This window comes from Streptomyces sp. MNU76, assembly GCF_020982545.1.
Taxonomy (GTDB): domain Bacteria; phylum Actinomycetota; class Actinomycetes; order Streptomycetales; family Streptomycetaceae; genus Streptomyces.
The window spans coordinates 1,358,590-1,382,661 of sequence record NZ_JAJKLK010000001.1 but is presented as its reverse complement, the minus strand read 5'-3'; the positions used below and the strand labels follow the sequence as shown (position 1 = coordinate 1,382,661).

Sequence of the window (24,072 nt, the reverse complement as noted above, 5' to 3'; positions counted from 1 at the left end):
AGGGATGCGGGGCCCTCGCCCCGGCCCGTGCCCATGGGACGGCACCGAGCGGACGAGCCCCGCCGTCTGCGCCTGGTTGCGGAGCGGTGGTGCCGACGGCCGCGCCTCGGTCCTGCTCGGCGATGACGGCCCCCGTGCCGGCGCCGGGGCCGATCCCCCGGCCGCCGGACGCTGCGCCCGCTTCCGGGGCGCGGAAGGCTCGGGCCGCCGCACGTTCTCCTCGCCCGGCGAGGTACGTGGCTGCACAGGAGGCGCCAGGGCCGTCGAGGGCGTCGGCCGCGGAGCTGCCGGTGGGCCATGCGTCTCCGCGGCCCGGACACGTGACGGCTCGGCTACCGTCGCAGGCGTCGATCTGGGGCCCGGCTGCGTAGGAGGCACCGTGCTCTGAGACGACCGGGAGCGTGGCCGGGCGGACGGAGAGAGCGGTTCTGCTGATGCGGTGTCAGCCGTGGCCAAGGGTCGCTCCCGAAGCGCGAGGAGGGCCGCCCGTGCGGGGGACACGGGAGGAGATGCGCCGCTTGTGGGGTTCGATCCCGCGGCGAGTTTCCGGACTCTAGCCGCCCGTCACCGCCCGCAGACGGCCCCGCCGGGAAACTTCCCCCTGGCGAGGGAACCTCACGTTCCTGTTACCGGCGCGCCCTGACCGGGCTCACCCACTCACGCCACAGCCGTTGCACGGCGCTGACGCCTCACCAGTCGCCGCGCGACGAGGATCCCGCCGTGAACTTCCTGACGACGTAGATCAGTCCGCCGACCAGCGCCACGAAGACCAGCGCCTTGAAGAGCAGGCCCACCACGACCTGGACGACACTGAGTATCAGCCCTCCGAACACCAGCAGGGCGATGACCGGCACCGCGATCCACTTCACCCACCACGGCATCCCCGCGAAGATCTCCCGCATCGCCCTTGCTCCTTGTGTCTCCACCCGTCGCCCGCCACCGGGACACTGATTCCGGGCCTTCTGCTGTCCTGTCATCGATGCTAGGGCGGTGCGAGGGCGTTCCGGGGGCTTCGCAGCCCTTGTCCGTCCCTGATCGTCCCCCTAGGGAACGCCGAAGCGGACGTCAGCCCTCCGGCGGAGAGAACACCACCACGACCCTCAGGTCCTCGGTGATGTGGTGGAACTTGTGGGCGACCCCGGCCGGCACGTACACGACACTGCCGCGTGCCACCTGGGTCGTCTCCAGCCCCACCGTGAGCGAGGCACGGCCGCTCACGACGAGATACACCTCGTCCTGGCTGTGCGGCCTCTGCGGATCGAGCTCACCGGCATCGAGCGCGTACAGACCGACCGACATGTTCCGCTCGCGCACGAACTGCAGATAGGCACCGTCGTTGGCGGCGCGCTCCGCCTCCAGCTCATCCAATCGGAATGCCTTCATCGACTTAGTCGCCCCTGCCCAGTACTCGTACCGATCGCTTCTGCCACGATCAGACACATGATGAATTTCCTAGTCAAGACCATCGCCAACGCCGGCGCCCTGGCGGTCGCGGTGTGGCTGGTCGACAAGATCACGCTGACCGGGGACAGCACGGGCAGGAAGGTCGGCACGCTGCTGCTGGTCGCCCTCGTCTTCGGCCTGGTGAACGCGCTGGTCAAGCCGCTCGTGCGCCTGTTGACCCTCCCCCTGTTCGTACTCACGCTCGGCCTGTTCACGCTGGTCGTGAACGCCTTGATGCTGCTGCTCACCTCCTGGCTGGCCGACGTCCTCGACCTGAGCTTCCACGTGCAGGGGTTCTGGACCGCCGTGCTCGGCGGCCTGATCATCTCGATCGTCTCGTGGGCGCTCTCCCTCGTCCTGCCCGACGGGGACTGAGGGTCCGCCATGACGTACCGAGTCTGCTTCGTCTGCACCGGCAACATCTGCCGTTCGCCGATGGCCGAGTCCGTCTTCCGCGCCCGTGTCGAAGAAGCGGGGCTCGGCGGGCTGGTGGAGGTCGACAGCGCGGGCACCGGGGGCTGGCACGAGGGCGACGCCGCCGACCCGCGCACGGCATCCGTCCTGGAGTCGAACGGCTACGAGGGCGTCCACACGGCCCGGCAGTTCCAGGTCTCGTGGTTCTCCCGCCTGGACCTCGTCATTGCCCTCGACGAAGGTCACCTCAAGGCCCTGCGCCGCCTCGCGCCGACGGCGGCGGACGCGGACAAGGTCCGCCTCCTGCGCTCCTACGACCCCGCCGCCGGAGACGACCTCGACGTTCCGGACCCCTACTACGGGGGCATGGACGGATTCGAGGAGTGTCTGGAACTCGTGGAGGCCGCGAGCCCAGGTCTGCTGGCCGCCGTACGGGAGAAAGTGGAGGTAGGGGCCGCGTGAGCACCGAGAACCCCGAATCGGGCCCCGGCGAGGGCACCCGCGCGGTGCGCGCCGGCCTGCCCGAGCCCGTCAAGCACGAGCCCACCCTCCCCGGGCCGGTCTTCGCCGCCCATTACCACCTGCCGGGCGAGCCCACGGGCCCGTACGCCTACGGACGCGACCAGAACCCCACCTGGACGCTTCTGGAACGCGCCATCGGCGAACTGGAGGCCCCCCGGCACGACGACGTCGAGACGGTCGCCTTCGCCTCCGGCATGGCCGCCATCTCGTCCGTCCTTTTCTCCCAGGTCCGCTCCGGGGACGTCATCGTCCTGCCGAGCGACGGCTACAACGTCCTGCCACTGGCCGGTGACCAGCTGCGGTCGTACGGCGTCGAGGTGCGCAGCGCGCCGACGGCCGACGACGCCCAGCTCGACGCCCTGGACGGCGCCAGGCTGCTGTGGATCGAGACACCGTCGAACCCCGGGCTGGACGTGTGCGACGTGCGCCGGCTCAGCGAAGCGGCACGCGCGCGAGGGTGTCTCGTGGCCGTCGACAACACGCTGGCGACACCGCTCGGACAGCGCCCGCTGGATCTGGGCGCCGACTTCGCCGTGGCCAGCGGAACGAAGCAGTTGACCGGCCACGGGGACGTCCTGCTCGGGTACGTCGCCGGACGCGACCCGGCGCTGATGGCCGGTGTGAGACGATGGCGCAAGATCGTCGGTGCGATCCCGGGGCCGATGGAGGCCTGGCTCGCGCACCGCTCGCTCGCCACGCTCCAGCTGCGTGCCGAACGGCAGAACGTCAACGCCCTGGCGGTGGCCGAGGCGCTCAGGGGCCGCCCCGAGGTCACCGGGGTGCGCTATCCGGGGCTTCCCGACGACCCCTCGCACAAGATCGCCTCGCAGCAGATGCGGCGCTACGGGTGTGTGGTGTCGTTCGAGGTGTCCACCCGCGCGCGTGCCGACCGTTTCCTCGACGCGCTGCGCCTCGTGGACGACGCCACGAGCTTCGGCGGGGTGCGCTCCACCGCCGAGCGACGCGGCCGTTGGGGAGGTGACGCGGTTCCGGAAGGCTTCATCCGGTTCTCGGCCGGCGCGGAGGACACGGACGATCTCGTGGCGGACGTGCTGCGAGCGCTCGCTGTCGCTGCCGACTAGTACCGCGCTACGTACAACGGACGGTCCGAGCCTCCCCCCTCGTGGCTCGGACCGTCCCCGGTTCCGCGCGCGAAGAACCGCGCGACCAAGGCTAGTTGACTCTGTGTCAGTGTCCAATCACAGTAGCGGCAGAAACCTATCGACTTATTTATAGTTGGGCGCTCCGAAGGCGGCGTGGGAGGCGACCATGGATCTGGCCTTACTGCGGACGTTCGTGACCGTGCACCGGGCCGGTTCCTTCACTCGCGCCGCCGCTCTGCTCGGTCTCTCGCAGCCGGCCGTCACCTCCCAGATACGCACGCTGGAGCGCCAGTTGGGCCGCCCGCTCTTCCTGCGCAGAGCCCGGGGCGTGACACCGACGACCATCGGCGACGAACTCGCACACAAGGCTGCGCCGCATCTCGACGCGCTGGTGGAGATCGCCGAGACCGGCCTCGACGACGACTCGTCCTTACGGACCCTCCATCTCGCCGGCCCTCCGGAGTTCACCGCCGAGCGGGCCCTGCCCGCGCTCACCGAACTGAAGGGCGACGACGGCCGGGGCTTCGCGCTCCGGGTCTCCTTCGGAAACTCGGACGAGGCGCTGGAGGGCCTCGCCGCCGGACATCACGACCTGGCCATCACGACCGCCCAGCCGCGTGGTGCCCTTCTCACCGCGGCCCCCCTCTGCGACGAGGAGCACATCCTGGTCGCCGCCCCGCACTGGGCGGACGTGATCGGTCCGGGCCGGCCGGGGCGCAAGGTGGCGCACGCGCTGGAGGAGCTTCCCCTCGTCGAGGTACACGAGTCACTGCCCTTCATCGCCCGCTACTGGGCCTCGGTCTTCGACGCGCGGCCCGCCGCCTCCGGGACCGTCGTCGTCCCGGACCTGCGCGCGGTCGTCGGCTGTGCCGTCTCGGGCGCCGGACTGGCCGTGGTTCCCCGCTACCTGTGCGCTTCCGCCCTGGAGCGCGGTGACCTCGTCACGCTCCTGGATCCCGCGGTGCCCCCGTTGCGGACCTATTTCCTGGTGGTCCGTACCGGCACCCTGGCCATGCCGCACATCGCGCGGGCGCACGAGTGGCTGCTGGAGACCGCGGCGAACTGGTCCTGAGACCACCTTGGAACCCCTGGGCGGAGGGGAGAGCCGATCACGGACCGACCGTGAGCGCCGGGGTGCCCCTCTTCCTCGCGCCTGTGATGTTTCACGTGGAACATGCGGGGCCACATTTCTCCCATGACCGTACGACCCGTGGTCAAGCGCACCGCCCGCGCCGTTCTGCTCGACGGCGACGACCTGATCCTGATCAAGCGGACCAAGCCGGGCATGGATCCCTACTGGCTCACGCCGGGCGGCGGTGTCGAGCCGGAGGACACCACGGTCGTCGACGCGTTGCACCGCGAAGTGCATGAGGAACTCGGCGCCAAGATCACCGATGTGGTGCCCTGTTTCGTGGACACCGTCGAGCACATCGGTGAGGACGGCGGCGCCACCGGGGTGAAGGTCCAGCACTTCTTCGTCTGTCGCCTGGAGTCCATGGACCCTTCCAAGCGACACGGCCCCGAGGTGGACGAGCCACTCGGGGAGTACGAGATCGTGCGCATCCCCTTCACCCGGGTCGGCATCGCCTCCGTACACCTCGTCCCGTTGTCCCTGCGGCACTACCTGGACGGGAACATCGAGGGCGTACGGGCGATGCACGCGCCCGACCTCGGCTGAGCGTCCGCGGACGACCGCCGAAGACCAGCCGCTCGCTCGGTCTCCGCCGTCAGCCGCTCTGCGTGTCCCAGGTGTCAGTCCCCCGCCGCCACCAGTTCCTCCACCGAGTCGTGGCGTATGCGGTCGGCGGAGATACCGGCGGCCTTCAAGGCGTCCACACCGCTGCGGATCATGCCGGGCGGTCCGGAGAGGTAGGCGTCGTACCCGTTCCAGGGCCCGTGGTCCCGTATAGCGTCGGGTAGTTGCAGCAGTCCGTGCTTGTCCACAACCGGGCGGACCTCGAGCCACGAGTTGCTCTGCTGCAGCCGTAGCAGCGTGTCCAGGTCATAGAGGTCCTGGCCCGTGCGGGCGCCGTAGAAGACCTCGACGGGACGGTGCCGTCCATGTTCGGCCACGTCCTCCACGATGGCCTTGATCGGCGCTATCCCGGTGCCCCCACCCAGACAGAGCAGGCCGCTGTCGCTGCTGTGATCGACGGTCATCGCACCGGCCGGCGGTCCCAGTCGCAGCACGTCACCGGGCCGGGCGCGGTGCACGAGCGAGTTGGAGACCCAGCCCGCGGAGATCGCCTTCACATGGAACGACAGCAACCCGTCCGAGCGGGGCGCCGAGGCGAAGGAGTAGTGCCGCCAGATCCGCGGCCACCAAGGGGTCTCCAGGCTCGTGTACTGCCCGGCGAGGAAAGGGTACGGCTGGTTCGGGCGGACGGTGAGGATCGCTGTGTCCGCCGTTCTCAGATCGTGTGAGACGACCTCGGCGAGCCACCAGGGCGGGGAACGAAGCTCGTCCGCGGCCGCCGCGTCGATCATCACCTGGGAGATCGTCGTGTACGTCCTGACCCAGGCGGCCTCGGTCTCCTCGTCCCAGATCCCCTTGGCGTACCGGCTCAGCGCACCGATCAGACATTCGCCGACCGCCGGGTAGTGCTCGGCCTGGGTCCCGTACTTGCGATGGCCACGGCCGAGGCTCTGCAGGTAGTCGACGAGGACGGGAGTGTTGTCGACGTGCTCGGCAGCGGTCAGCAGTGCCTTGAGCAAGCGGTCGCGCTGGGCGTCCATGGCCGGGGGGAACATCGACCGCAGTTCGGGGTGCTGGACGAAGAGCAGCGCGTAGAAGTACGAGGTGACCTTGTCGGCGACCGGTCCGACCTCGGCCATGGTCCGCCGGATCAGAACGGCATCGGGGGAGGGGGGCGCCGTCTGTCCGGCGGGCTCGTCCGGCACGCGCGGTTCGAAGACGGAGTGCTCGGTGCCGTGGTCCGGGGCGGGTGGAGGGCTGAGTGGGGTGCTGGGAGGAAGGCCCGCGCCGGTCTGTATTCGCTCCCGCGCCGCGCCTTCCCGGTGGTGCCGCACGCCGGTCGGTGGCTCCTGGGAGCGGCCCACGGGCCGCAGGCCTGCGAGGCGGTTGCCGTCTGGTTCCTGGTCCCCACCAGGGAGTGGCGGCGATGTGCGAGGCGTGAACCAACCGCCTCCGTCAGCATCCCCCGAAGTACCGTTGCCGGCCGACGTGGTGGTCGGAGCGTCCATGGTCTGCCTCGCCTCGAGCATCTTTCGGTCGATCTGCGTACGCCCTCCCAGCCGGAAGTCGCACGTTCCCCCCGCGGACGGCCTTGCATTCCCCGTTCGTTCCCCGTCGACCAATGCGGCCACATTCAACCCGGAATCCAGCTCCGTACGGACAAGTAGATGAGAGTGTGACGTGAGCCGCAGCACTCACGGCAGCGTTCCACAACGCGCGAACGCCCCCGCCTCGTAGCGGAAAACGCAGGTTCTCGGTCTCCCTGTCCGGTTAGGCTGCATTGAGCTGCGTTCGTACCCCCACCATGAGACGACTGCATCTCGCTTCGGACACGAACCGGACTCGACCCTACCGGCAGGGCCGTCACACACAAGTCCCCCCTGGCAGTACCGGGAATTCAACTGGCGCGAATCAGTGATTCCTTCAATTACCGGGCGCGCCATACTCATTCATAGGCATCCCACAGATCCTGCCGCCGAGTGCCTACGCAGCCACGCCTGTGCGGGTATGCCCGCAGACGGATGTTTCACGTGAAACATCCGTCCACACGCTGTTCGGTTGTGCACGAGATGGCCAGAACAGCGCACGTCGACAGCAAACCAGTGGACGACGGGGGCGCGTGTCGGACAGCCTGACCTGCGTGCCGACACCTTCCCCCACCCTTGTGCCCATCCGCCGTCTGACGCCTCGCGATCTCACCGCCTGCGCCGACTTGTCCGAGGACCGGGGCTGGCCTCGCGAGGAGCACAAGTGGGGGCTACTGCTGTCGGCCGGCACCGGATATGGCATCGATGACCCCGAGGGCGGGCTGATCACCGCCTGCGTGGTCACCGAGTACGGCCCGGCGGGCCGCCCGGCTCTGGGGGCGATCGGCATGGTGCTGGTCGCCGAGCGGCATTCCCGCCAGGGCATCGGCCGCCGCCTGATGCGCCATGTCCTCGCGGAGATGGGCACGACACCGCTGACGCTGCACGCCACTCCGAACGGACGCCCGCTCTACGAAGAGCTCGGCTTCAAGGTCACCGGACGGGCCGAGATGGTGCGCGGGCACTTCACGGCAGGAGGACCGGACCCTGCGGTCTCCACCCGTCCGGCCACGGCCGGGGATCTCACCACGATCCTTCGGCTCGACGAAGAGGTCTTCGGCACGGACCGGACCCACATCCTCACCCGGCTCCCCGCGTTCTCCGACCAACTGCGCGTCGCGGAGGAGAACGGCAAGATCATCGGATACGCGGCCGCCTGGCCCAACCTCGACAACCAGGTCGTCGGTCCGTTGATCGCCCGTGACACCGAGGTGGCGAAGGCGCTCATCACTTCCCTCGCCGCACACACGGATCTGCAGTTGCGCACCGACATCGACGTTCGCCACGAGGAACTGCTGACGTGGGTGCAGGACCGCGGTCTGGCGGTGATCGCCTTCAACTCCGTGATGACGTACGGGATCCCTGAGCTGCCGGGTGACTGGACTCGGCGCTACGCGCCACTGACCGTGGCAGCGGGCTGAGGCCGGTACTCCGCGGCCTCGTCCCGCCGACCGTCAGTGGCGGGCAGGTGCCGATCGGGCGTCCGCTCCCGCAGATCGGGCGACACCCGTTCCGACGGCGCTCTCCCCGCGCTCCAGCGCCGCCGCGACGAAGGCCAGCACGAGTGCGCTCACGGCGAGAGCGGCTGCGACCCAGTTGGGTGCCGTGTAGCCGAGGCCCGCGTCGATGACCAGGCCGCCGAGCCAGGCGGCGAGCGCGTTGCCGAGGTTGAAGGCACCTATGTTCACAGCCGAGGCCAGGGTGGGTGCGCCATGCGCCTGGTCGAAGACCCTCTTCTGCAGCGGCGGCACGGTCGCGAAGCCGAGTGCGCCGACCAGCGTGAGGGCGACAGCGGCCGCGATCTTGTCGTGAGCGGTGAAGGAGAACAGGGCGAGGACGACAGCCAGGGCGCCCAGCGAGACGTACAGCATGGGCATGAGCGCGCGATCCGCGTACTTGCCGCCCACCAGGTTGCCACCGACCATGCCTAGGCCGAAGAGGACGAGGAGCCAGGTGACGGAGGAGTCGGCGAAGCCGGCGGATACCGAAGGCCCCGATCGCAATAGCCAGAAGCGCGAGAGGCATGAGGGCGTACTCGCTGCTCGATGTGCTCAGTCGCCAGCACGACGGTGAGGGCGGGCACCTGCAGATGAAGCAGGTCGCCGACGCGGTCGTCCTCAGCCAGCGCGCGACCACCCGTCTGGTCACTCGGCTCGAGGATCGCGGACTGCTCTCGCGCTATCTGTGCCCGACCGACCGCCGGGGTATCTACACCGATGTCCCCGAGGCGGGTCTGCGCCTTCTCGCGGCAGCACGCCCCACCAATGACACCGCTCTGCGCGAGTCTCTGGACGCGGCCGCCGAGAACCCCGAACTGGCCCCCCTCGTCCGCGTCGTGGAGTCGCTGAACGTGTCCGCGTAGGGTGCGGGCATGGGAGATCTGGACATTCGCCCGGCGACCGAGGACGACATCCCCGAGATCGTTGCGATGCTGGCCGACGATCCTTTGGGCGCCCAGCGCGAATCACCGGACGACCTGGCCCCCTACCGCACCGCCCTGGAGCGCCTCAGTGACGACCCCCACCAACACGTGATGGTCGCCGTCCGTCAGGGCCGTGTCGTCGGCACACTCCAACTGACGATCGTTCCAGGGCTCTCCAGACGCGGCTCCACCCGCGCGATCATCGAAGGCGTACGGGTGCACGCCGATGAGCGCAGCACCGGACTCGGAACACAGCTCATCGAGTGGGCGATCAACGCATCACGAGCAGAGGGCTGTCAGTTGGTGCAGCTGACGTCCGATGTCACGCGCACCGAAGCCCACCGCTTCTACGAGCGGCTCGGATTCCAGGCCACCCACGTGGGTTTCAAGCTGCCCCTCTGAGACGGCGCCCGTGAACGGCTGTCGGGGCGCGTTTCACGTGAAACATCACAAGACGAGCTCCTCACAGGCGCAGATACGGGCTACGCGATCCCCCGCCACCCCTCGGGATCCACTCCGCCGGGCACCGGAGCCCCCTCGTCGTACGGCTGACGCGTGAACACGAACGATCCGAGGTCCAGGTGGCTCACCGCCCCGTCGGGCCCTCGTACGGCCCGCAGGAGCTCTCCGGCGAAGTAGCCGTTGAGCCCCGTCCAGCTGCCGTCGTCGTTCCGTCGGAATCGAGCACTGCGCAGAGTCGCGGCAAGCGGCTCCAGCGAGAGACCTCCCCCGCCGGTGAGCCGCAACACGAAGCTGTACGTCCCCCAATACCAAGGTCCGGCCAACTCCAGGACCGATCGGTCCACTTCGGTCAGCGGCCGCCACGGCTCGGGGATCCGCGGCTCGGCCTCCGCCACGATGCGTACGAGGTCGGCGGCCACCTCCGACAGCGCCGGCCCGGAGGTGCAGTTGGTCAGCACCACGGCTGCCACATCGTCCTCGACACTGATGGTCAACTGGGCGAGGAAACCCGGCACCGAGCCCCCGTGACCGACGAGGAACCGGCCGTCACGGTGCTGCAACTGCATCCCGAGCCCGTACGCCGCTCCGGCCGCCACATCGGCGGCCTCGCCCGGCGCGGCCGGCGTCCGCATCTCCAGGACCGACTCCGCGCTCAGCACCCGCTCGTCCCCCTTGGCCAGGAAGGCCGCGAACCGCGCCAAGTCACCCGTCGTGGACCAGAGTTGACCGGCCGGTCCCATACGGCCCAGGTCCTCGACCTGCTCCGGCAGCATCACGTCCGCCCAGGGGTGCACGGCCCAGCCACCGGTGTGCGGCGCCTCCGGGTGCCAGGTCGTGCGGCGCAGGCCGAGGGGTTCGAGCACCTCGCGTCGCAGGACCTCTTCCCAGGGAGCACTTCGCAGCTCCTCGACGAGCGCGCCGAGGAGCGTGAACCCGGGGTTGGAGTAGTGGAATCGACGGCCTACGGGATGGCGGTGGGGCTGCTCCCCGAGAACGTCGGCGAGATCTGGGCGCAGGGACCCTGACGTCCGTTCCCACCAGGGCGAAGGAGACTCCGCCGCCAGTCCCCCTGTGTGCGCGAGCAGTTCGGCGATGGTCGCCTCCCCCGCACCTGTCCCGGGCAGGTGCTTCTCCAGCGGATCGCCGAGGTCCAGCACGCCCTCGTCACGCAGCCGCATGACCAGAACAGCGGTGAAGGTCTTGGTGATCGAACCGATCCGGTACTGCACGTTCGCGTCCGGCCCGTGCCCGGTCACCGAAGTCCGCGCCCCGTTCCACACCGTCTCCCCGCCCCGGACCACCGCGGCGACCAGAGACGGAGCCCGCCCCTCGGTCTGGGCGACGGCGATGCGGTGCAGCAGTGCCCGGCGTGTGGCGGGGAGCAGCTCTTGATGAGGTGTTGTCATGCGCTCAGTCCACCGGGCCGGGCACCGGGAGTCGAGCGCATTTCGCCCGGTCAGGTCTGTGCCATGTCCACGAACCGCGAGTAGTGGCCCTGAAAGGCGACCGTGATCGTGGCCGTCGGACCGTTACGGTGCTTGCCCACGATGATGTCGGCCTCGCCGGCGCGCGGCGACTCCTTCTCGTAGGCGTCCTCGCGGTGCAGCAGGATCACCATGTCCGCGTCCTGCTCGATCGATCCCGACTCACGCAGGTCGGAGACCATGGGCTTCTTGTCCGTACGCTGCTCGGGCCCACGGTTGAGCTGTGACAGGGCGATCACCGGCAGCTCCAGCTCCTTGGCCAGTAGCTTCAGGTTTCGCGACATGTCCGAGACTTCCTGCTGACGGCTCTCGGACCGCTTGCCGCCGGACTGCATGAGCTGCAGATAGTCGATGATGACGAGCTTCAGGTCGTTGCGCTGCTTCAAGCGCCGGCACTTGGCGCGGATCTCCATCATCGACAGGTTCGGGGAGTCGTCGATGTAGAGCGGCGCGGCCGACACGTCCGGCATCCGGCGGGCCAGGCGCGTCCAGTCCTCGTCGGTCATCGTGCCGGACCGCATGTGGTGAAGGGCCACGCGCGCCTCCGCCGACAGCAGACGCATCGCGATCTCGTTGCGCCCCATCTCGAGCGAGAAGATCACGCTCGGCATGTTGTGCTTGATCGAGCAGGCTCGCGCGAAGTCCAGCGCCAGCGTGGACTTACCCATGGCGGGACGGGCCGCGATGATGATCATCTGACCCGGGTGCAGACCGTTGGTGAGCTGGTCGAGATCCGTGAAGCCGGTCGGCACACCGGTCATCTCCCCCGACCGCGAACCGATCGCCTCGATCTCGTCGAGCGCGCCCTCCATGATGTCGCCGAGCGGCAGATAGTCCTCGGTCGTGCGCTGCTCGGTGACCGCGAAGATCTCCGCCTGGGCCCTGTTGACGATCTCGTCCACGTCGTCGTCGGCCGCGTATCCCATCTGGGTGATGCGGGTGCCGGCCTCGACCAGGCGGCGCAGGACGGCGCGCTCATGGACGATCTCTGCGTAGTACTCGGCGTTCGCCGCCGTCGGCACCGTCTGGACGAGAGTGTGCAGATAGGAGGCGCCGCCCACCTTGGTGATCTCGCCGCGCTTGGTGAGCTCGGCGGCGATGGTGATGGGGTCGGCGGGCTCGCCCTTGGCATAGACGTCGAGGATCGCCTGGTAGATGGTTTCGTGAGCCGGCTTGTAGAAGTCGGGCCCCTTGAGGATCTCGACCACGTCGGCGATGGCGTCCTTGGACAGCAGCATGCCGCCGAGGACGGACTGCTCGGCGTCGAGGTCCTGCGGCGGTACGCGTTCGAAGGCCGAACCCCCGCCGTCCCACTCCCGGTTGTCCCGGCCCCGGTCGTGCCGCTCGTCCCTGCTCCGGTCACCGTCCGGACGCCGGCGGGAAGGGGGCAGACGATCGCTGGGCCCGCTGTCGGCCCACGGGTCGTCCAGGGGCTCGGAAATGCTCACCGAGCGACCTCCTCCCGTCCGCCGAGCGGACCTCGCCGTGCTTCTCATTTCTACGGCACGACACTGACAAATGAGAGGCCCAACTCCGGTTCTGGCGCGTCGGTTTTGCGAGGTTTCCGCGATCAGCCAGGGAGTGGGCGCCGCACCACCGTAGGCCCGTCGGCACCGTCAGCCAATCTGGTTATCCACAGGCCATGTGGACGACGGCCCAGATGCTGTGGAGAACTCTGCAAAACCTGTGCACGACTCGGTGGACAGGCCTGTGAACAAGAACCGGACCATAGGTTCACCATCGCCCTGACCTGCACCTTTACCATCCACGGGCTGTGCAGAAGAAAAACTTTCTCGACCGGATCAAGATCATCAAGATCGGCGCACGAGAACGTACCCGACCAGGCAGCATGTAATGACTGCAAGTGCTTTGCATCTCTTACCTGTGGAAGATTAGATTGGTGCTCATGACACAGGCTTCCGAGACCACCAAGGCCGCCCGGCGTCGGCACGATCGAGAGATCATCACGCTGGCCGTTCCGGCCTTCGGCGCGCTCGTCGCGGAGCCGCTCTTCCTCATGGTCGACACCGCCATCGTCGGCCACCTCGGCACCGCCCAACTGGCCGGTCTTGGGGTCGCCTCAGCCCTCCTCGTCACCGCGGTGAGCGTCTTCGTCTTCCTCGCCTACGCCACCACGGCCGCCGTCGCCCGCCGCGTGGGAGCGGGAGACCTACGGGCCGCCATCCGTCAGGGCCTGGACGGTATCTGGCTGGCCCTGCTGCTCGGAGCGGCTGTTGTCTCCGTCGTCGTCCCCATGGCCCCCACCCTCGTGTCCCTCTTCGGGGCCTCGGACACTGCGGCTCCCTACGCCACGACCTATCTCCGGATCTCGGCCCTCGGCATCCCGGCCATGCTCGTCGTGCTCGCCGCCACGGGCGTCCTGCGTGGCCTCCAGGACACGAAGACACCGCTGTACGTCGCCGTGGCGGGGTTCGTCGCCAACGGTGTACTGAACGTAGGCCTCGTCTATGGGGCCGACCTCGGTATCGCGGGATCCGCCTGGGGCACGGTCGTCGCCCAACTCGGCATGGCCGCCGCATATCTCTGGGTCGTGATCCGTGGTGCCCACAGACACGGCGCCTCGCTGCGTCCGGACATCGCCGGCATACGAGCCTCGGCCCAGGCGGGGGTGCCCCTGCTGGTCCGTACGCTCTCGCTGCGGGCGATCCTCATGATCGCCACCGCGGTGGCCGCCCGGCTCGGGGACGAGGACATCGCCGCACACCAGATCATCCTCTCGCTCTGGAGCCTGCTTGCCTTCGCCCTGGACGCGATCGCCATCGCCGGACAGGCCATCATCGGCCGCTACCTCGGCGCGGGCGACGCCCAGGGAGCCCGCGATGCCTGCCGCCGGATGGTCCAGTGGGGAGTCGCCACGGGTTCCCTGCTCGGACTCCTGGTGGTCGCCGCCCGTCCCTTGTTCACCCCCATCTTCACGAGCGATCCGACGGTTCAGGAAGCGGCACTGCCCGCTCTGGTCGTGGTGGCGCTCGCCCAGCCGATCTCCGGCGTCGTCTTCGTGCTCGACGGAGTACTGATGGGCGCGGGAGACGGCCCCTACCTGGCCTGGGCCATGCTCCTCACCCTGGCGGTCTTCGTCCCGACCGCGCTGCTCGTCCCCACCTTCGGCGGTGGTCTGACCGCCCTCTGGGGCGCCATGACGCTGATGATGGCGACCCGCATGCTGACCCTGTGGCTGCGGTCCCGGTCCGGGCTCTGGATCGTCACAGGTGCGACGCGCTGAGTTCCGGGCGATACTCCACGCCGAGAACCTGCCGAAGTCCGCTCCGTTTCACGTGAAACATCGCCGCGTCATGCATATGGGGCCGCACCCTGCGAAGGGTGCGGCCCCATACATCACTTCAGCGAGCGCGACCCTTAGGCCGCGATGACCTCGATGTTGACCTTGGCGGCAACCTCGGGGTGCAGACGCACGGACGTCTCGTGAGCGCCCAGCGTCTTGATCGGAGCAGCCAGCTCGATGCGGCGCTTGTCGACCTCGGGGCCACCGGAAGCCTTGATCGCGGAAGCGATGTCGGCCGGGGTGACGGAACCGAAGAGACGACCGGCGTCGCCGGAGCGGACGGCCAGACGAACCTTGACGGCCTCGAGCTGACCCTTGATCTGGTTGGCCTGCTCGATGGTCTGGATCTCGTGGATCTTGCGAGCACGACGGATCTGCTCGACGTCCTTCTCGCCGCCCTTGGTCCAGCGGATAGCGAACTTCCGCGGGATCAGGTAGTTGCGAGCGTAGCCGTCCTTGACGTCGACGACGTCGCCGGCAGCGCCGAGGCCGGAGACCTCGTGGGTGAGGATGATCTTCATGTGTCGGTCACCCTTCCCTTATCGCGCGGTGGACGTGTAGGGCAGCAGCGCCATCTCACGGCTGTTCTTGACGGCCGTGGCGACGTCACGCTGGTGCTGCGTGCAGTTGCCGGTCACGCGACGGGCACGGATCTTGCCACGGTCGGAAATGAACTTCCGCAGCATGTTCGTGTCCTTGTAGTCCACGTACGTGACCTTGTCCTTGCAGAAAGCGCAGACCTTCTTCTTCGGCTTGCGCACAGGCGGCTTCGCCATGGTGTTTCTCCTGTGTGATCAAGAAGTTTGGGGTACGGCCCCGCCCTCGACCTCGAAGACCGGTGATCCCGGCCACGAGGACTTAGAAGGGGGGCTCGTCCGAGTAGCCGCCGCCACCGCCGCCGGAGCTTCCGCCCCAGCCGCCGCCACCGCCCTGGTTGCCACCGGCGGGAGCGCCGCTGGCCCACGGGTCGTCGGCGGGAGCGCCACCGCCCTGCTGACCGCCGCCGGGGCCACTGCCCCAGCCGCCGCCACCCTGGCCGCCACCGCCACCGCCACCGCCACCGTAACCGCCCTGGCCACCGCGGCCGGCACCGCCGGCGGTCTTGGTGACCTTGGCCGTGGCACTGCGCAGGCTGGCGCCGACTTCCTCGACGTCCAGCTCGTAGACCGTGCGCTTGACGCCCTCACGGTCCTCGTAGGACCGCTGCTTCAGCCGGCCCTGCACGATGACGCGCATGCCTCGCTGGAGCGACTCGGCGACGTTCTCCGCCGCCTGACGCCAGACCGAGCAGGTCAGGAACAGGCTCTCGCCGTCCTTCCACTCGTTGGTCTGACGGTCGAAGGTGCGGGGGGTGGACGCGACACGGAACTTCGCGACCGCCGCACCGGAAGGGGTGAAGCGCAGCTCGGGGTCGTCGACAAGATTGCCGACGACCGTGATGACGGTCTCGCCTGCCATGGGGGAACCTCTCGGCGGGTTTGCTGCTGGCTGCTTGTGCTGCTACTCGGATCCCGGGACCCACTGAGCGGGAAGGCTCAGTGGGTCTCGGGGCGGAGGACCTTGGTCCGGAGGACCGACTCGTTCAGGTTCATCTGGCGGTCGAGTTCCTTGACGACCGCAGGCTCGGCCTGCAGGTCGATGACCGAGTAGATGCCCTCAGGCTTCTTCTTGATCTCGTACGAGAGACGACGACGGCCCCAGGTGTCGACCTTCTCGACCTTTCCGTTGCCTTCACGGACGACGGAGAGGAAGTTCTCGATCAGGGGGGCGACAGCGCGCTCCTCCAGATCGGGGTCGAGGATGACCATCACCTCGTAGTGACGCATGTGGAACCCACCTCCTTTGGACTCAGCGGCCACGGTCGTTCCGTGGCAGGAGGGTTGTGATGCGTACGCAACGGTATCGGCAGCCACTGACAATCGGGGGTCCCGTGGGGGATCCCTGTCATGGCCTGGGCAGACACCGGTGCAGACGGTACAGACTACCTGCACACCCGCTTCCGGTTGAAATCAGGTGGCGGTGACCGTCAATCTGTACACATCGGGTGTGTATGGCGCTACGATGCGCCGCCTTCCGCAGGAGGTGCCCCATGGCACAGACATTGCGACCCAACATCGCCGGCTCCCTGTTCGCCACCGACGACAAGCCTCACCCAGTGCAGGACACCCTGCTGGCCGTGACGCTCGTGCTCGGGGCGGTCTCTTTCATCACGGCGATGTTCCACCATCTGCACCTGCTCAGTTCCTGGACGGGCCTGGTGGGAATTCTGACCGGCGCGTACGGGCAGTTCATCTCGGAGACGACCCGTGAGCGCTTCGGCCTGATCGTGGGTCTCGGTGCCTCGGCCGTCGGATTCTTCCTCGGCATGGCCCACGGGGGTCTCTTCGGCGGGGTCATCGGCTGACTCCGCCGCCCCGGTCGAACGGTCGGCGGCCGGTGCGCCATGCTGTCCGTGGTCTCACATCGGACCAAGCGGCCGAATAACACCACCTGACGTCCTGACCACGTGCTGGGCGGGCTTCCAGGTTCCATACAGCCATTCGGGGCGCCCGCAGGGCGCAGTAGGCTTCGGCGCGAGAGCCGGAGCCCCTGTACCCATGGGGACACACCAGCCCGAGGAGCGCCCCGAATGAGCCTGACCCTGAGGACGATCAGCCGTGAGCAGCATCTGGCATACATCCAGAGCCTGCCCTCGGCTAGCCACATGCAGGTCCCGGCCTGGGCCGACGTCAAGGCCGAGTGGCGCTCCGAGAGCCTCGGGTGGTTCGACGACAGGACGGGCGAGATGGTCGGCGCCGGCCTGGTGCTGTATCGCCAGCTGCCCAAGATCAAGCGCTACCTCGCGTATCTGCCCGAAGGTCCGGTCATCAACTGGTTCGCACCGAACCTGACCGACTGGCTGGAGCCGATGCTCGCGCACCTCAAGCACCAGGGCGCCTTCTCGGTGAAGATGGGCCCGCCGGTGATCATCCGGCGCTGGGAGGCCACCTCCATCAAGGCGGGCATCCAGAACCCGGACGTGAAGCGCCTGCGCGACATCGAGGCCGACTTCATCGAACCGCGGGCCTTCGAGGTCGCCGACAAACTGCGCCGCATGGGCTGGCAACAGGGGGAGGACGGCGGGGCCGGCTTCGGTGACGTACAGCCGCGCTACGTCTACCAGGTGCCGCTCGCCAACCGGTCCCTGGAAGAGGTCCACAAGAACTTCAACCAGCTGTGGCGCCGCAACATCAAGAAGGCCGAGAAGGCCGGGGTCGAGGTCGTCCAAGGCGGCTATCACGACCTGGAGGAGTGGCAGCGGCTGTACGAGATCACTGCCGTGCGCGACCGCTTCCGGCCCCGCCCGCTGTCCTACTTCCAGCGCATGTGGACGGCCCTCAACACCGAGGACCCCAACCGCATGCGGCTCTATTTCGCCCGGCACAACGGCGTGAACCTGTCCGCGGCGACCATGCTCGTCGTCGGCGGGCACGTCTGGTACTCCTACGGTGCCTCGGACAACATCGGCCGTGAGGTCCGGCCCTCGAACGCGATGCAGTGGCGCATGCTGCGCGACGCCTACGCCCTCGGCGCGACCGTCTACGACCTGCGAGGCATCTCCGACTCGCTGGACGAGACGGATCACCTCTTCGGCCTGATCCAGTTCAAGGTGGGCACGGGCGGACAGGCCGCCGAGTACCTCGGTGAGTGGGACTTCCCGCTGAACAAGCTGCTCCACAAGGCGCTCGACATCTACATGTCGCGCCGCTGAAGCCCCCGTTTTTGCTTCCATACATCTGATACACCGCAGCCACGAGAAAGGTTCCGGGACCGTCCATGGCGCTCACGCTGTACGTCGACACCGCGCGCTGGCGGGCACACCACAAGCACGTTCAGGAGCAGTTCCCGGGACTCGTCCCCGTCTGCAAGGGCAACGGCTACGGCTTCGGACACGAGAAGCTGGCGGAAGAGGCCACGCGTCTCGGGTCGGACATCCTCGCCGTCGGCACCACGTACGAGGCCGCCCGGATCAAGGACTGGTTCAGCGGCGACCTGCTGGTGCTGACCCCCTATCGGCGCGCCGAAGAGCCCGTCCCCCTGCCCGACCGCGTCATCCGCTCCGTGTCGTCGGTCGACGGCGTGTACGGCCTCGTGGGGGCCCGCGTCGTCATCGAGGTCATGTCCTCGATGAAGCGGCACGGGGTGAGCGAGCAGGAACTGCCCCAGCTCCACGCGGCCATAGAGAACGTGCGCCTGGAGGGCTTCGCCATCCACCTGCCACTGGACCGCACCGACGGCTCGGACGCCGTCGAGGAGGTCATCGGCTGGATGGACCGGCTCCGGGCGGCTCGTCTGCCGCTGCACACCATGTTCGTCAGCCACCTCAAGTCCGAGGACCTCATCCGCCTCCAGCAGCAGTTCCCGCAGACCCGCTTCCGGGCCCGTATCGGCACACGGCTGTGGCTGGGCGACCACGAGGCGACCGAGTACCGCGGCGCGGTGCTGGATGTCACCCGCGTCGCCAAGGGGGACCGTTTCGGCTACCGGCAGCAGAAGGCGGCCTCCGACGGCTTCCTGGTCGTCGTGGCGGGCGGTACGTCGCACGGAGTGGGCCTGGAGGCCCCGAAGGCCCTGCACGGCGTCATGCCGCGCGCCAAGGGCGTCGCCCGGGCCGGCCTCGCCACGGTCAACCGGAACCTTTCTCCGTTCGTCTGGGGCGGCAAGCAGCGCTGGTTCGCCGAGCCTCCGCACATGCAGGTGTCGATCCTCTTCGTGCCGTCGGACGCCCCGGAGCCGAAGGTCGGTGAGGAACTGGTGGCGCATCTGCGGCACACCACCACACAGTTCGACCGGATCGTCGACCGCTGAACCCCCCGCTCCGAAGGGCGGAGGAGGCGAGCGCCGAGCAGATCAGCTCCGCAAGGACGCATACGGAAGGCCGCATGCGGAAGGCCGTACACGCGATGTCGTGTACGGCCTTCTGCGTTTGTCGTTCGTCCCCGTGCCGTCCCAGGGGCGCTTTTCCGCCCTGTTCGCTCAGAGCGAACTGCCGCCTGGGCCGCGACTTCCCCACTCGACCTGAGGCCCTTCGAAGGGCATCGCGTGCCTCGGAGGGCGGGCGGCCGCGCCGAACACGTGGAGATCCTCCGCGCCGTCGAGGACCCCTCCGGAGGGATCGTCGTCACCGGCCCTGCGCACCACGTCCCGCTCGGGCATGAAGATGTCGCACACGACGACGACACACAGGTAGAGCATGCCCAACAGGTGCGCCATGATGGCGAGTTGGTAGCCCTCGGCAGGCAGGCCCTTGTGAGCGTCTCCGCTGGTCGTGTAAGCCAGGTACATCCAGATCCCCAGGAAGTACGCCACCTCACAGGCCTGCCAGATCAGGAAGTCCCGCCAGCGGGGCCGGGCCAGGGCGGCGAGCGGGACCAGCCAGAGCACGTACTGCGGCGAGTAGACCTTGTTGGTCAGGATGAAGGCCGCGACGATCAGGAAGGCGAGCTGCGCGAAGCGGGGACGGCGTGGGGCGGTGAGCGTGAGCGCGACGATGCCGGCGCAGACGATCACCATCGAGACCATCGCGTACGCGTTCGCCGTCTCGGCGGTGATCTGGATGTTGAGCCGTTGCGAGATGACGAGGAAGAAAGAACCGAAGTCCACACCGCGCTCCTGGCTGAAGCGGTAGAACTTCGACCATCCGTCGGGTGCCAGCAGCATCACCGGGAGGTTCACCGCGAGCCAGGCCCCGACGGCACCGAGCAGCGCGGTCGCGAACGCGCGCCACTTGCCCGCTCGCCAGCACAACACGAAGAGCGGTCCGAGCACCAGGAACGGGTAGAACTTGGCGGCCGTGGCGAGCCCGATCAGCACACCGAAGGCGAGGGGGCGCCGACGCGACCACATCAGCATCGCGGCGGCCAGCAGGGCCACCGCGAGGAGATCCCAGTTGATGGTGGCGGTCAGGGCGAAAGCGGGCGCCAGGGCCACCAGAAGGCCGTCCCACGGGCGCCGGCGGTGAATGCGCGCGCAGCAGACCGCGATCACCGCCGCGCACACCATGAGCATTCCGGCGTTGACCATCCAGTACCACTGCTCCTGGTCCTGGATGGTGCCGCTGCCCGGCGTGAGCCAGGCGGCGACCTCCATGAACACGCCGGTCAGTACCGGGTACTCCAGGTACTCCATGTCGCCGGGGATCTTGTCGAAGTACGGCACGAGGCCGTCCGCGAAGCCACGCCCCTGGTACAGATGCGGGATGTCCGAGTAGCAGGCGTGCGTGTACTGGGAGCTGGCCCCGAAGAACCATGCGCCGTCGTAGCAGGGCAGCTTCTGCACCATGCCCAGCGCGAACATGCCGATGGCCACCAGCGCGACGACCCGCACCGGCGTCCACCAGGAGGTGCCGAGCAGCGCCCGGCGCCCGATCGGGCCGCCGATCAGCTCACTGCCGGTCGCAGCGACCTCGTCCTCCTTGGTGGGCCGCACCGGCTCCGGCTCGTCCGTGCTCACTCGCGTCGTCTCTGCACTGGGCATGCCGCACATCCTGCCGTACGTACCTAGGAATACGCCGAGGACCACCGCATCCCGCCGTATCCGGCGGCCTGTGTTTCACGTGAAACACAGGCCGCTTCTTCACCGGGTGCGGGCAGGGAATACGGCATGGGCCACCGCACCTGGCCGGTGCGGTGGCCCATGTTTCACGTGAAACAGATACTGCCGGGTGGGGAGCTACCCGTCGTTGCCTCCGAAGAGACCGCCGTTCTGGTTGCCTCTCGAATCATCCTCCGACTCCGAGGGCGACGCGGTCACCCCGCCGTCGATTCCACCGGTGTCCGTGCCACCCGTGTCGGCACCGCCGGTCTCCTCACAGGTGGGGTTGAACGGGTTGCGGCAGGTCTCGCTGGGGGTCGGCGAGGGCAGAGCCTCGCTCTCGGTGGGCGTCGGGCTCGGCTCGGGCGACTCCTCCTCCGACTCGGTCACCGTCGGGGTCGGCGTCGGCTCCGGGTCCTCGTTGACGATGACACCGATCGGCTCCGGCTCCGGGAAGTCCTCCGCCGGCTGGCCCTTGAGCGCGTCCTCCATGTAGTCGTGCCAGATCTCGGCCGGGAACGAGGCGCCGTGGATCGTTTCCTGGCCACCTGTGCCATACATCTCCAGGAACCTGCGGTTCTTGTTCGACTCGTCGTCGTCCATGCGGTACATGCTGATCGCGGTCGACAGCTGCGGGGTGTACCCGACGAACCAGGCCGACTTGTTGCCGTCGGTGGTGCCGGTCTTGCCCGCCACCTCGCGGCCGGGCAGCTGGGCCGACGTACCGGTTCCCTCGTCGACGACGGTCTTGAGGACGTCGGTCACGTTGTCGGCGACCTTCGAGGTGAAGGCCCGCTTGGTGTCGGCGATGTCGTCGTGGTCGAACCGGGTCAGCCCCTCGTACTCGACGGACTTCACCGAGAACGGCTCGTTCTGCTTGCCACTCGCGGCGAAGGTCGCGTACGAGCCCGCCATACGGATCGCACTCGGGTCGGAGATACCGATCGAGAAGGACGGGAAGCTCGTGCCTGTGAGGCTGCCCTCCTTGAGGCCTGCCTCCATGGCCGCCTCCTTCACCCGCTCCAGGCCGACGTCCATGCCCAGCTGCACGTACGGGGAGTTCGCCGAGACCCGCATCGCCTCACGGAGATCGATCTGGTACTTCGGCGGGCTGCCGTACGACTCGTCGCCGTCGTTGGCCTGCAGCCACTCCTTGCCCTCTTCGTTGGTCCAGATGTCGCCGTTGTAGTCCCTGATCTTGAGGTTGTTCTTACCGTTGTAGAGACTCTTCGGCGAGACGATGGTCCGCTCGTCCTGCGCCTGGTCCGGATCGAGGTCAGGGTCGCGCTTGCCCCAGGTCATGGCCGCCGCCAGGACGTAGGGCTTGAACACCGAGCCGACCTGCGCTCCGGTGACGTCGGCGTTGTTGGTGAAGTGCTTGGTGGCGTCCTCGCCACCGTAGATCGCCTCGATGGCGCCCGACTTCGGGTTCACCGACGCGCCACCGAACTGCACGTGGGTGTCGGTCTTCGGGCGCAGGTCCGGCTTGATGTTCTCCTTGCGGACCTTCGTCACGGCCTTCTCGAGTTCCTTGACCTTCTTCTTGTCGAAGGTCGTGTGGATCTCGTAGCCGCCCTGTTCGAGCTGCTTCTGCGTGATGTCGGTGTTGTTGAGGATGTAGCCCTTGGCCGTGTCGACCAGGTAGCCGATCTGCCCGCCGAGCTGTGCGTTGGAGCGGGGCCGCTGGATCTTGGGGAAGTTGGGGTACTTGGCCGCCTCGGCCGCGGACAGATGCTTGTCCTTGACCATCTCGTTGAGGATCCAGCTCCAGCGTTCCGTGGCCCGCTTGGTGTTGGCATCCGGCGTGGCGGCCGGGTCGATCGACGTCGCACCCGCCGGGTCGTAGTACGTGGCGCCCTTGAGCACCGCGGCGAGGAAGGCACACTCGCTGGGGTTGAGCTTTTCCGCGTCCTTGCCGAAGTAGGTGCGGGCGGCCGCCTGGAGACCATAGGCTCCACGGCCGAAGTAGGCCGTGTTCAGGTAACCGCGCATGATCTCGTTCTTGTCGACTGAGGCGCCCACCTTCACCGAGATGAAGAGTTCCTTCACCTTCCGGGACAGCGTCTGCGACTGGTCGTCGAGCATGGCGTTCTTCACGTACTGCTGGGTGATGGTCGAGCCACCCTGCGTCTGCCCGCCCTTGGCCATGTTGACGACGGCGCGCGCGATTCCCATCGGGTCGACGCCGCTGTCGGTCTCGAACGTCTTGTTCTCGGCCGACATGACGGCGTAGCGCATCGCCTTGGGGATCTTCTCGTACGCGATGATCTGGCGGTTGACCTCACCACCCGTCGCGACCATCTGCGAGCCGTCCGACCAGTAGTAGACGTTGTTCTGCGCTGTCGCGGCCTGAGCCGGGTCGGGTACCGCCACCACCGCGTACCCAATGCCCGCGGCTGCCACGAGGCAGCCGAAGAAACCGATGAACAGCCCTGTCACCTGGCGCCAGGAGGGCACCCACCGCATCGCCCCGTACTTGTCGGCGCGCGGATAGTCGATAAAGCGCTGTTTGCCAGGTGGAGCGGCACGCCCTCGGCCACGACCCGGCCCACGCCCTGCGGGCTCGGCCGCTCTGCGACGGCCACCGCCCGCACCCGCGCCGGTGCTTCTCTGCGCCGCACGTCGCGTAGCCGCGCGGCCCTCGAACGGGGACTCCTCACCTCCCGCACCATAGGTATCGGAAAGTGACCCGGTGGCGCCCCGCGGTGCCGCGCGGCGGCCGGAGGACGCCGACTGGCCGCGTCGGGCCGCGGCACGTCCGCCTCCCTGCGGCTGCGGCGGTTTGCGACGGTGCTCGCTCATCGAACGACTACTCCTCGGGCAGGCGCATCCGTGCGCGCCTGGAAACGGCGGCTGGTTTCCGGTCCCCCCGAAGTACGGATGCGGTCGTGCAGGCATTCATCCGTACCGCACCCAGGACGACGACGTGCTCATACGTCACTCGGTTCCCGGTGGTGTGCATGCCGCACAGACTACGCACCGCCCAAACCCACCTGGCACTTAACTTCATCCCAAATCAGGCAACTTGCTTCCTTCTAATCGGTGATGTGACCCCGTTCACCG

22 protein-coding genes and 3 pseudogenes are annotated in these 24,072 nt (G+C 68.1%); 13 read left to right on the top strand and 12 right to left on the bottom strand.

The features are described from left to right. Positions 1-388: pseudogene (locus E4N62_RS05975) on the top strand (hypothetical protein); the annotation flags it as partial. A 301-nt stretch (positions 389-689) separates the two neighbouring features. On the opposite strand, the gene E4N62_RS05970 reads toward E4N62_RS05975, so the two are convergent. Together E4N62_RS05970 and E4N62_RS05965 are read right to left on the bottom strand one after the other, a co-directional pair. Then, positions 690-902 (bottom strand): DUF5326 family protein, encoded by a 213-nt coding sequence (locus E4N62_RS05970; RefSeq protein ID WP_184906416.1) that lies wholly within the window; start codon positions 900-902, stop codon positions 690-692. Positions 903-1,065: 163 nt separating this feature from the next. Then, the gene (locus tag E4N62_RS05965) at positions 1,066-1,383 is read right to left on the bottom strand and encodes a cupin domain-containing protein (RefSeq protein ID WP_230212318.1); all 318 of its coding nucleotides are present in this window, start codon (positions 1,381-1,383) and stop codon (positions 1,066-1,068) included. A gap of 57 nt (positions 1,384-1,440) precedes the next feature. Here E4N62_RS05965 and E4N62_RS05960 point away from each other — a divergent pair, with 57 nt between their 5' ends. From E4N62_RS05960 to E4N62_RS05940, 5 genes are all read left to right on the top strand, one after another. Continuing rightward, complete coding sequence (locus tag E4N62_RS05960; protein WP_230212316.1) at positions 1,441-1,818, top strand: phage holin family protein; 378 nt, start codon at positions 1,441-1,443, stop codon at positions 1,816-1,818. Positions 1,819-1,827: 9 nt separating this feature from the next. After that, entirely contained in the window at positions 1,828-2,319 is a 492-nt protein-coding gene (locus E4N62_RS05955; RefSeq protein WP_230212314.1) for a low molecular weight protein-tyrosine-phosphatase, read from the top strand. Continuing rightward, positions 2,316-3,461: a cystathionine gamma-lyase gene (locus E4N62_RS05950; protein WP_230212312.1), complete on the top strand. Its 1,146-nt coding sequence runs from the start codon at positions 2,316-2,318 to the stop codon at positions 3,459-3,461. The genes E4N62_RS05955 and E4N62_RS05950 overlap by 4 nt, the downstream gene beginning before the upstream one ends. A gap of 187 nt (positions 3,462-3,648) precedes the next feature. After that, the gene (locus E4N62_RS05945; RefSeq protein ID WP_230212310.1) at positions 3,649-4,554 is read left to right on the top strand and encodes a LysR family transcriptional regulator; all 906 of its coding nucleotides are present in this window, start codon (positions 3,649-3,651) and stop codon (positions 4,552-4,554) included. A 123-nt stretch (positions 4,555-4,677) separates the two neighbouring features. Beyond that, on the top strand, positions 4,678-5,160 hold the full coding sequence (locus tag E4N62_RS05940) for an NUDIX domain-containing protein (RefSeq protein ID WP_033530680.1): 483 nt from the start codon (positions 4,678-4,680) through the stop codon (positions 5,158-5,160). Positions 5,161-5,234: 74 nt separating this feature from the next. Here E4N62_RS05940 and E4N62_RS05935 read toward each other — a convergent pair whose 3' ends face one another. Beyond that, the gene (locus E4N62_RS05935; protein WP_230212307.1) at positions 5,235-6,707 is read right to left on the bottom strand and encodes a globin domain-containing protein; all 1,473 of its coding nucleotides are present in this window, start codon (positions 6,705-6,707) and stop codon (positions 5,235-5,237) included. Between the two features lie 611 nt (positions 6,708-7,318). On the opposite strand from E4N62_RS05935, the gene E4N62_RS05930 reads away from it, so the two are divergent. Next, positions 7,319-8,185 (top strand): GNAT family N-acetyltransferase, encoded by an 867-nt coding sequence (locus E4N62_RS05930; protein ID WP_230212305.1) that lies wholly within the window; start codon positions 7,319-7,321, stop codon positions 8,183-8,185. 33 nt (positions 8,186-8,218) lie between these two features. Here E4N62_RS05930 and E4N62_RS05925 read toward each other — a convergent pair. Then, positions 8,219-8,743, bottom strand: a pseudogene (locus E4N62_RS05925) (MFS transporter); the annotation flags it as partial. 44 nt (positions 8,744-8,787) lie between these two features. Between E4N62_RS05925 and E4N62_RS05920 the strand changes: the two are divergent. Both E4N62_RS05920 and E4N62_RS05915 read left to right on the top strand, forming a co-directional pair. Beyond that, a pseudogene (locus E4N62_RS05920) lies at positions 8,788-9,126 on the top strand (MarR family winged helix-turn-helix transcriptional regulator); the annotation flags it as partial. A gap of 9 nt (positions 9,127-9,135) precedes the next feature. After that, complete coding sequence (locus tag E4N62_RS05915; protein WP_230212302.1) at positions 9,136-9,588, top strand: GNAT family N-acetyltransferase; 453 nt, start codon at positions 9,136-9,138, stop codon at positions 9,586-9,588. Positions 9,589-9,668: 80 nt separating this feature from the next. Here E4N62_RS05915 and E4N62_RS05910 read toward each other — a convergent pair whose 3' ends face one another. Together E4N62_RS05910 and dnaB are read right to left on the bottom strand one after the other, a co-directional pair. After that, the gene (locus tag E4N62_RS05910; protein ID WP_230212300.1) at positions 9,669-11,054 is read right to left on the bottom strand and encodes a serine hydrolase; all 1,386 of its coding nucleotides are present in this window, start codon (positions 11,052-11,054) and stop codon (positions 9,669-9,671) included. Positions 11,055-11,104: 50 nt separating this feature from the next. Then, on the bottom strand, positions 11,105-12,580 hold the full coding sequence (dnaB, locus tag E4N62_RS05905) for a replicative DNA helicase (protein WP_184906398.1): 1,476 nt from the start codon (positions 12,578-12,580) through the stop codon (positions 11,105-11,107). Between the two features lie 449 nt (positions 12,581-13,029). Between dnaB and E4N62_RS05900 the strand changes: the two genes are divergently transcribed. Then, a complete protein-coding gene (locus tag E4N62_RS05900; RefSeq protein WP_374116931.1) occupies positions 13,030-14,376 on the top strand; it encodes an MATE family efflux transporter in 1,347 nt (448 codons plus the stop codon). Positions 14,377-14,510: 134 nt separating this feature from the next. Here the strand turns inward: E4N62_RS05900 and rplI are convergent, their stop codons facing one another. From rplI to rpsF, 4 genes are all read right to left on the bottom strand, one after another. After that, positions 14,511-14,957 carry a 50S ribosomal protein L9 gene (gene rplI, locus E4N62_RS05895; RefSeq protein WP_184906394.1) on the bottom strand — a complete coding sequence of 149 codons (447 nt, stop codon included), beginning with the start codon at positions 14,955-14,957 and terminating at the stop codon, positions 14,511-14,513. 18 nt (positions 14,958-14,975) lie between these two features. Further along, positions 14,976-15,212: a 30S ribosomal protein S18 gene (gene rpsR / locus E4N62_RS05890; protein WP_003949403.1), complete on the bottom strand. Its 237-nt coding sequence runs from the start codon at positions 15,210-15,212 to the stop codon at positions 14,976-14,978. Positions 15,213-15,294: 82 nt separating this feature from the next. Further along, positions 15,295-15,894, bottom strand: coding sequence for a single-stranded DNA-binding protein (locus E4N62_RS05885; protein ID WP_230212295.1), 600 nt, complete (start codon positions 15,892-15,894; stop codon positions 15,295-15,297). Positions 15,895-15,971: 77 nt separating this feature from the next. Next, positions 15,972-16,262 carry a 30S ribosomal protein S6 gene (gene rpsF, locus E4N62_RS05880; RefSeq protein WP_005482942.1) on the bottom strand — a complete coding sequence of 97 codons (291 nt, stop codon included), beginning with the start codon at positions 16,260-16,262 and terminating at the stop codon, positions 15,972-15,974. Positions 16,263-16,525: 263 nt separating this feature from the next. Between rpsF and E4N62_RS05875 the strand changes: the two genes are divergently transcribed. The 3 genes from E4N62_RS05875 (at position 16,526) to E4N62_RS05865 (ending at position 19,284) form a co-directional block, all read left to right on the top strand. Continuing rightward, entirely contained in the window at positions 16,526-16,840 is a 315-nt protein-coding gene (locus E4N62_RS05875) for a hypothetical protein (protein WP_005482944.1), read from the top strand. Positions 16,841-17,065: 225 nt separating this feature from the next. Beyond that, positions 17,066-18,187, top strand: coding sequence for a peptidoglycan bridge formation glycyltransferase FemA/FemB family protein (gene femX / locus E4N62_RS05870; protein ID WP_215456924.1), 1,122 nt, complete (start codon positions 17,066-17,068; stop codon positions 18,185-18,187). A 65-nt stretch (positions 18,188-18,252) separates the two neighbouring features. Beyond that, a complete protein-coding gene (locus E4N62_RS05865) occupies positions 18,253-19,284 on the top strand; it encodes an alanine racemase (protein ID WP_033530670.1) in 1,032 nt (343 codons plus the stop codon). A 168-nt stretch (positions 19,285-19,452) separates the two neighbouring features. Here E4N62_RS05865 and E4N62_RS05860 read toward each other — a convergent pair whose 3' ends face one another. Beyond that, a complete protein-coding gene (locus E4N62_RS05860) occupies positions 19,453-20,961 on the bottom strand; it encodes a glycosyltransferase family 87 protein (protein ID WP_230212293.1) in 1,509 nt (502 codons plus the stop codon). A gap of 186 nt (positions 20,962-21,147) precedes the next feature. Beyond that, entirely contained in the window at positions 21,148-23,811 is a 2,664-nt protein-coding gene (locus E4N62_RS05855; protein ID WP_230212291.1) for a transglycosylase domain-containing protein, read from the bottom strand. Between the last annotated feature and the right edge of the window lie 261 nt (positions 23,812-24,072).

Excerpts from the sequence above, each read along its gene's own strand:
- E4N62_RS05970 (WP_184906416.1), bottom strand. The coding sequence starts at position 902 with ATGCGGGAGATCTTCGCGGGGATGCCGTGGTGGGTGAAGTGGATCGCG.
- E4N62_RS05965 (WP_230212318.1), bottom strand. The coding sequence starts at position 1,383 with ATGAAGGCATTCCGATTGGATGAGCTGGAGGCGGAGCGCGCCGCCAAC.
- E4N62_RS05960 (WP_230212316.1), top strand. The coding sequence starts at position 1,441 with ATGATGAATTTCCTAGTCAAGACCATCGCCAACGCCGGCGCCCTGGCG.
- E4N62_RS05955 (WP_230212314.1), top strand. The coding sequence starts at position 1,828 with ATGACGTACCGAGTCTGCTTCGTCTGCACCGGCAACATCTGCCGTTCG.
- E4N62_RS05945 (WP_230212310.1), top strand. The coding sequence starts at position 3,649 with ATGGATCTGGCCTTACTGCGGACGTTCGTGACCGTGCACCGGGCCGGT.
- E4N62_RS05940 (WP_033530680.1), top strand. The coding sequence starts at position 4,678 with ATGACCGTACGACCCGTGGTCAAGCGCACCGCCCGCGCCGTTCTGCTC.
- E4N62_RS05935 (WP_230212307.1), bottom strand. The coding sequence starts at position 6,707 with ATGCTCGAGGCGAGGCAGACCATGGACGCTCCGACCACCACGTCGGCC.
- E4N62_RS05915 (WP_230212302.1), top strand. The coding sequence starts at position 9,136 with ATGGGAGATCTGGACATTCGCCCGGCGACCGAGGACGACATCCCCGAG.
- E4N62_RS05910 (WP_230212300.1), bottom strand. The coding sequence starts at position 11,054 with ATGACAACACCTCATCAAGAGCTGCTCCCCGCCACACGCCGGGCACTG.
- rplI (WP_184906394.1), bottom strand. The coding sequence starts at position 14,957 with ATGAAGATCATCCTCACCCACGAGGTCTCCGGCCTCGGCGCTGCCGGC.
- rpsR (WP_003949403.1), bottom strand. The coding sequence starts at position 15,212 with ATGGCGAAGCCGCCTGTGCGCAAGCCGAAGAAGAAGGTCTGCGCTTTC.
- E4N62_RS05885 (WP_230212295.1), bottom strand. The coding sequence starts at position 15,894 with ATGGCAGGCGAGACCGTCATCACGGTCGTCGGCAATCTTGTCGACGAC.
- rpsF (WP_005482942.1), bottom strand. The coding sequence starts at position 16,262 with ATGCGTCACTACGAGGTGATGGTCATCCTCGACCCCGATCTGGAGGAG.
- E4N62_RS05875 (WP_005482944.1), top strand. The coding sequence starts at position 16,526 with ATGGCACAGACATTGCGACCCAACATCGCCGGCTCCCTGTTCGCCACC.
- femX (WP_215456924.1), top strand. The coding sequence starts at position 17,066 with ATGAGCCTGACCCTGAGGACGATCAGCCGTGAGCAGCATCTGGCATAC.
- E4N62_RS05865 (WP_033530670.1), top strand. The coding sequence starts at position 18,253 with ATGGCGCTCACGCTGTACGTCGACACCGCGCGCTGGCGGGCACACCAC.
- E4N62_RS05860 (WP_230212293.1), bottom strand. The coding sequence starts at position 20,961 with ATGTGCGGCATGCCCAGTGCAGAGACGACGCGAGTGAGCACGGACGAG.
- E4N62_RS05855 (WP_230212291.1), bottom strand. The coding sequence starts at position 23,811 with ATGAGCGAGCACCGTCGCAAACCGCCGCAGCCGCAGGGAGGCGGACGT.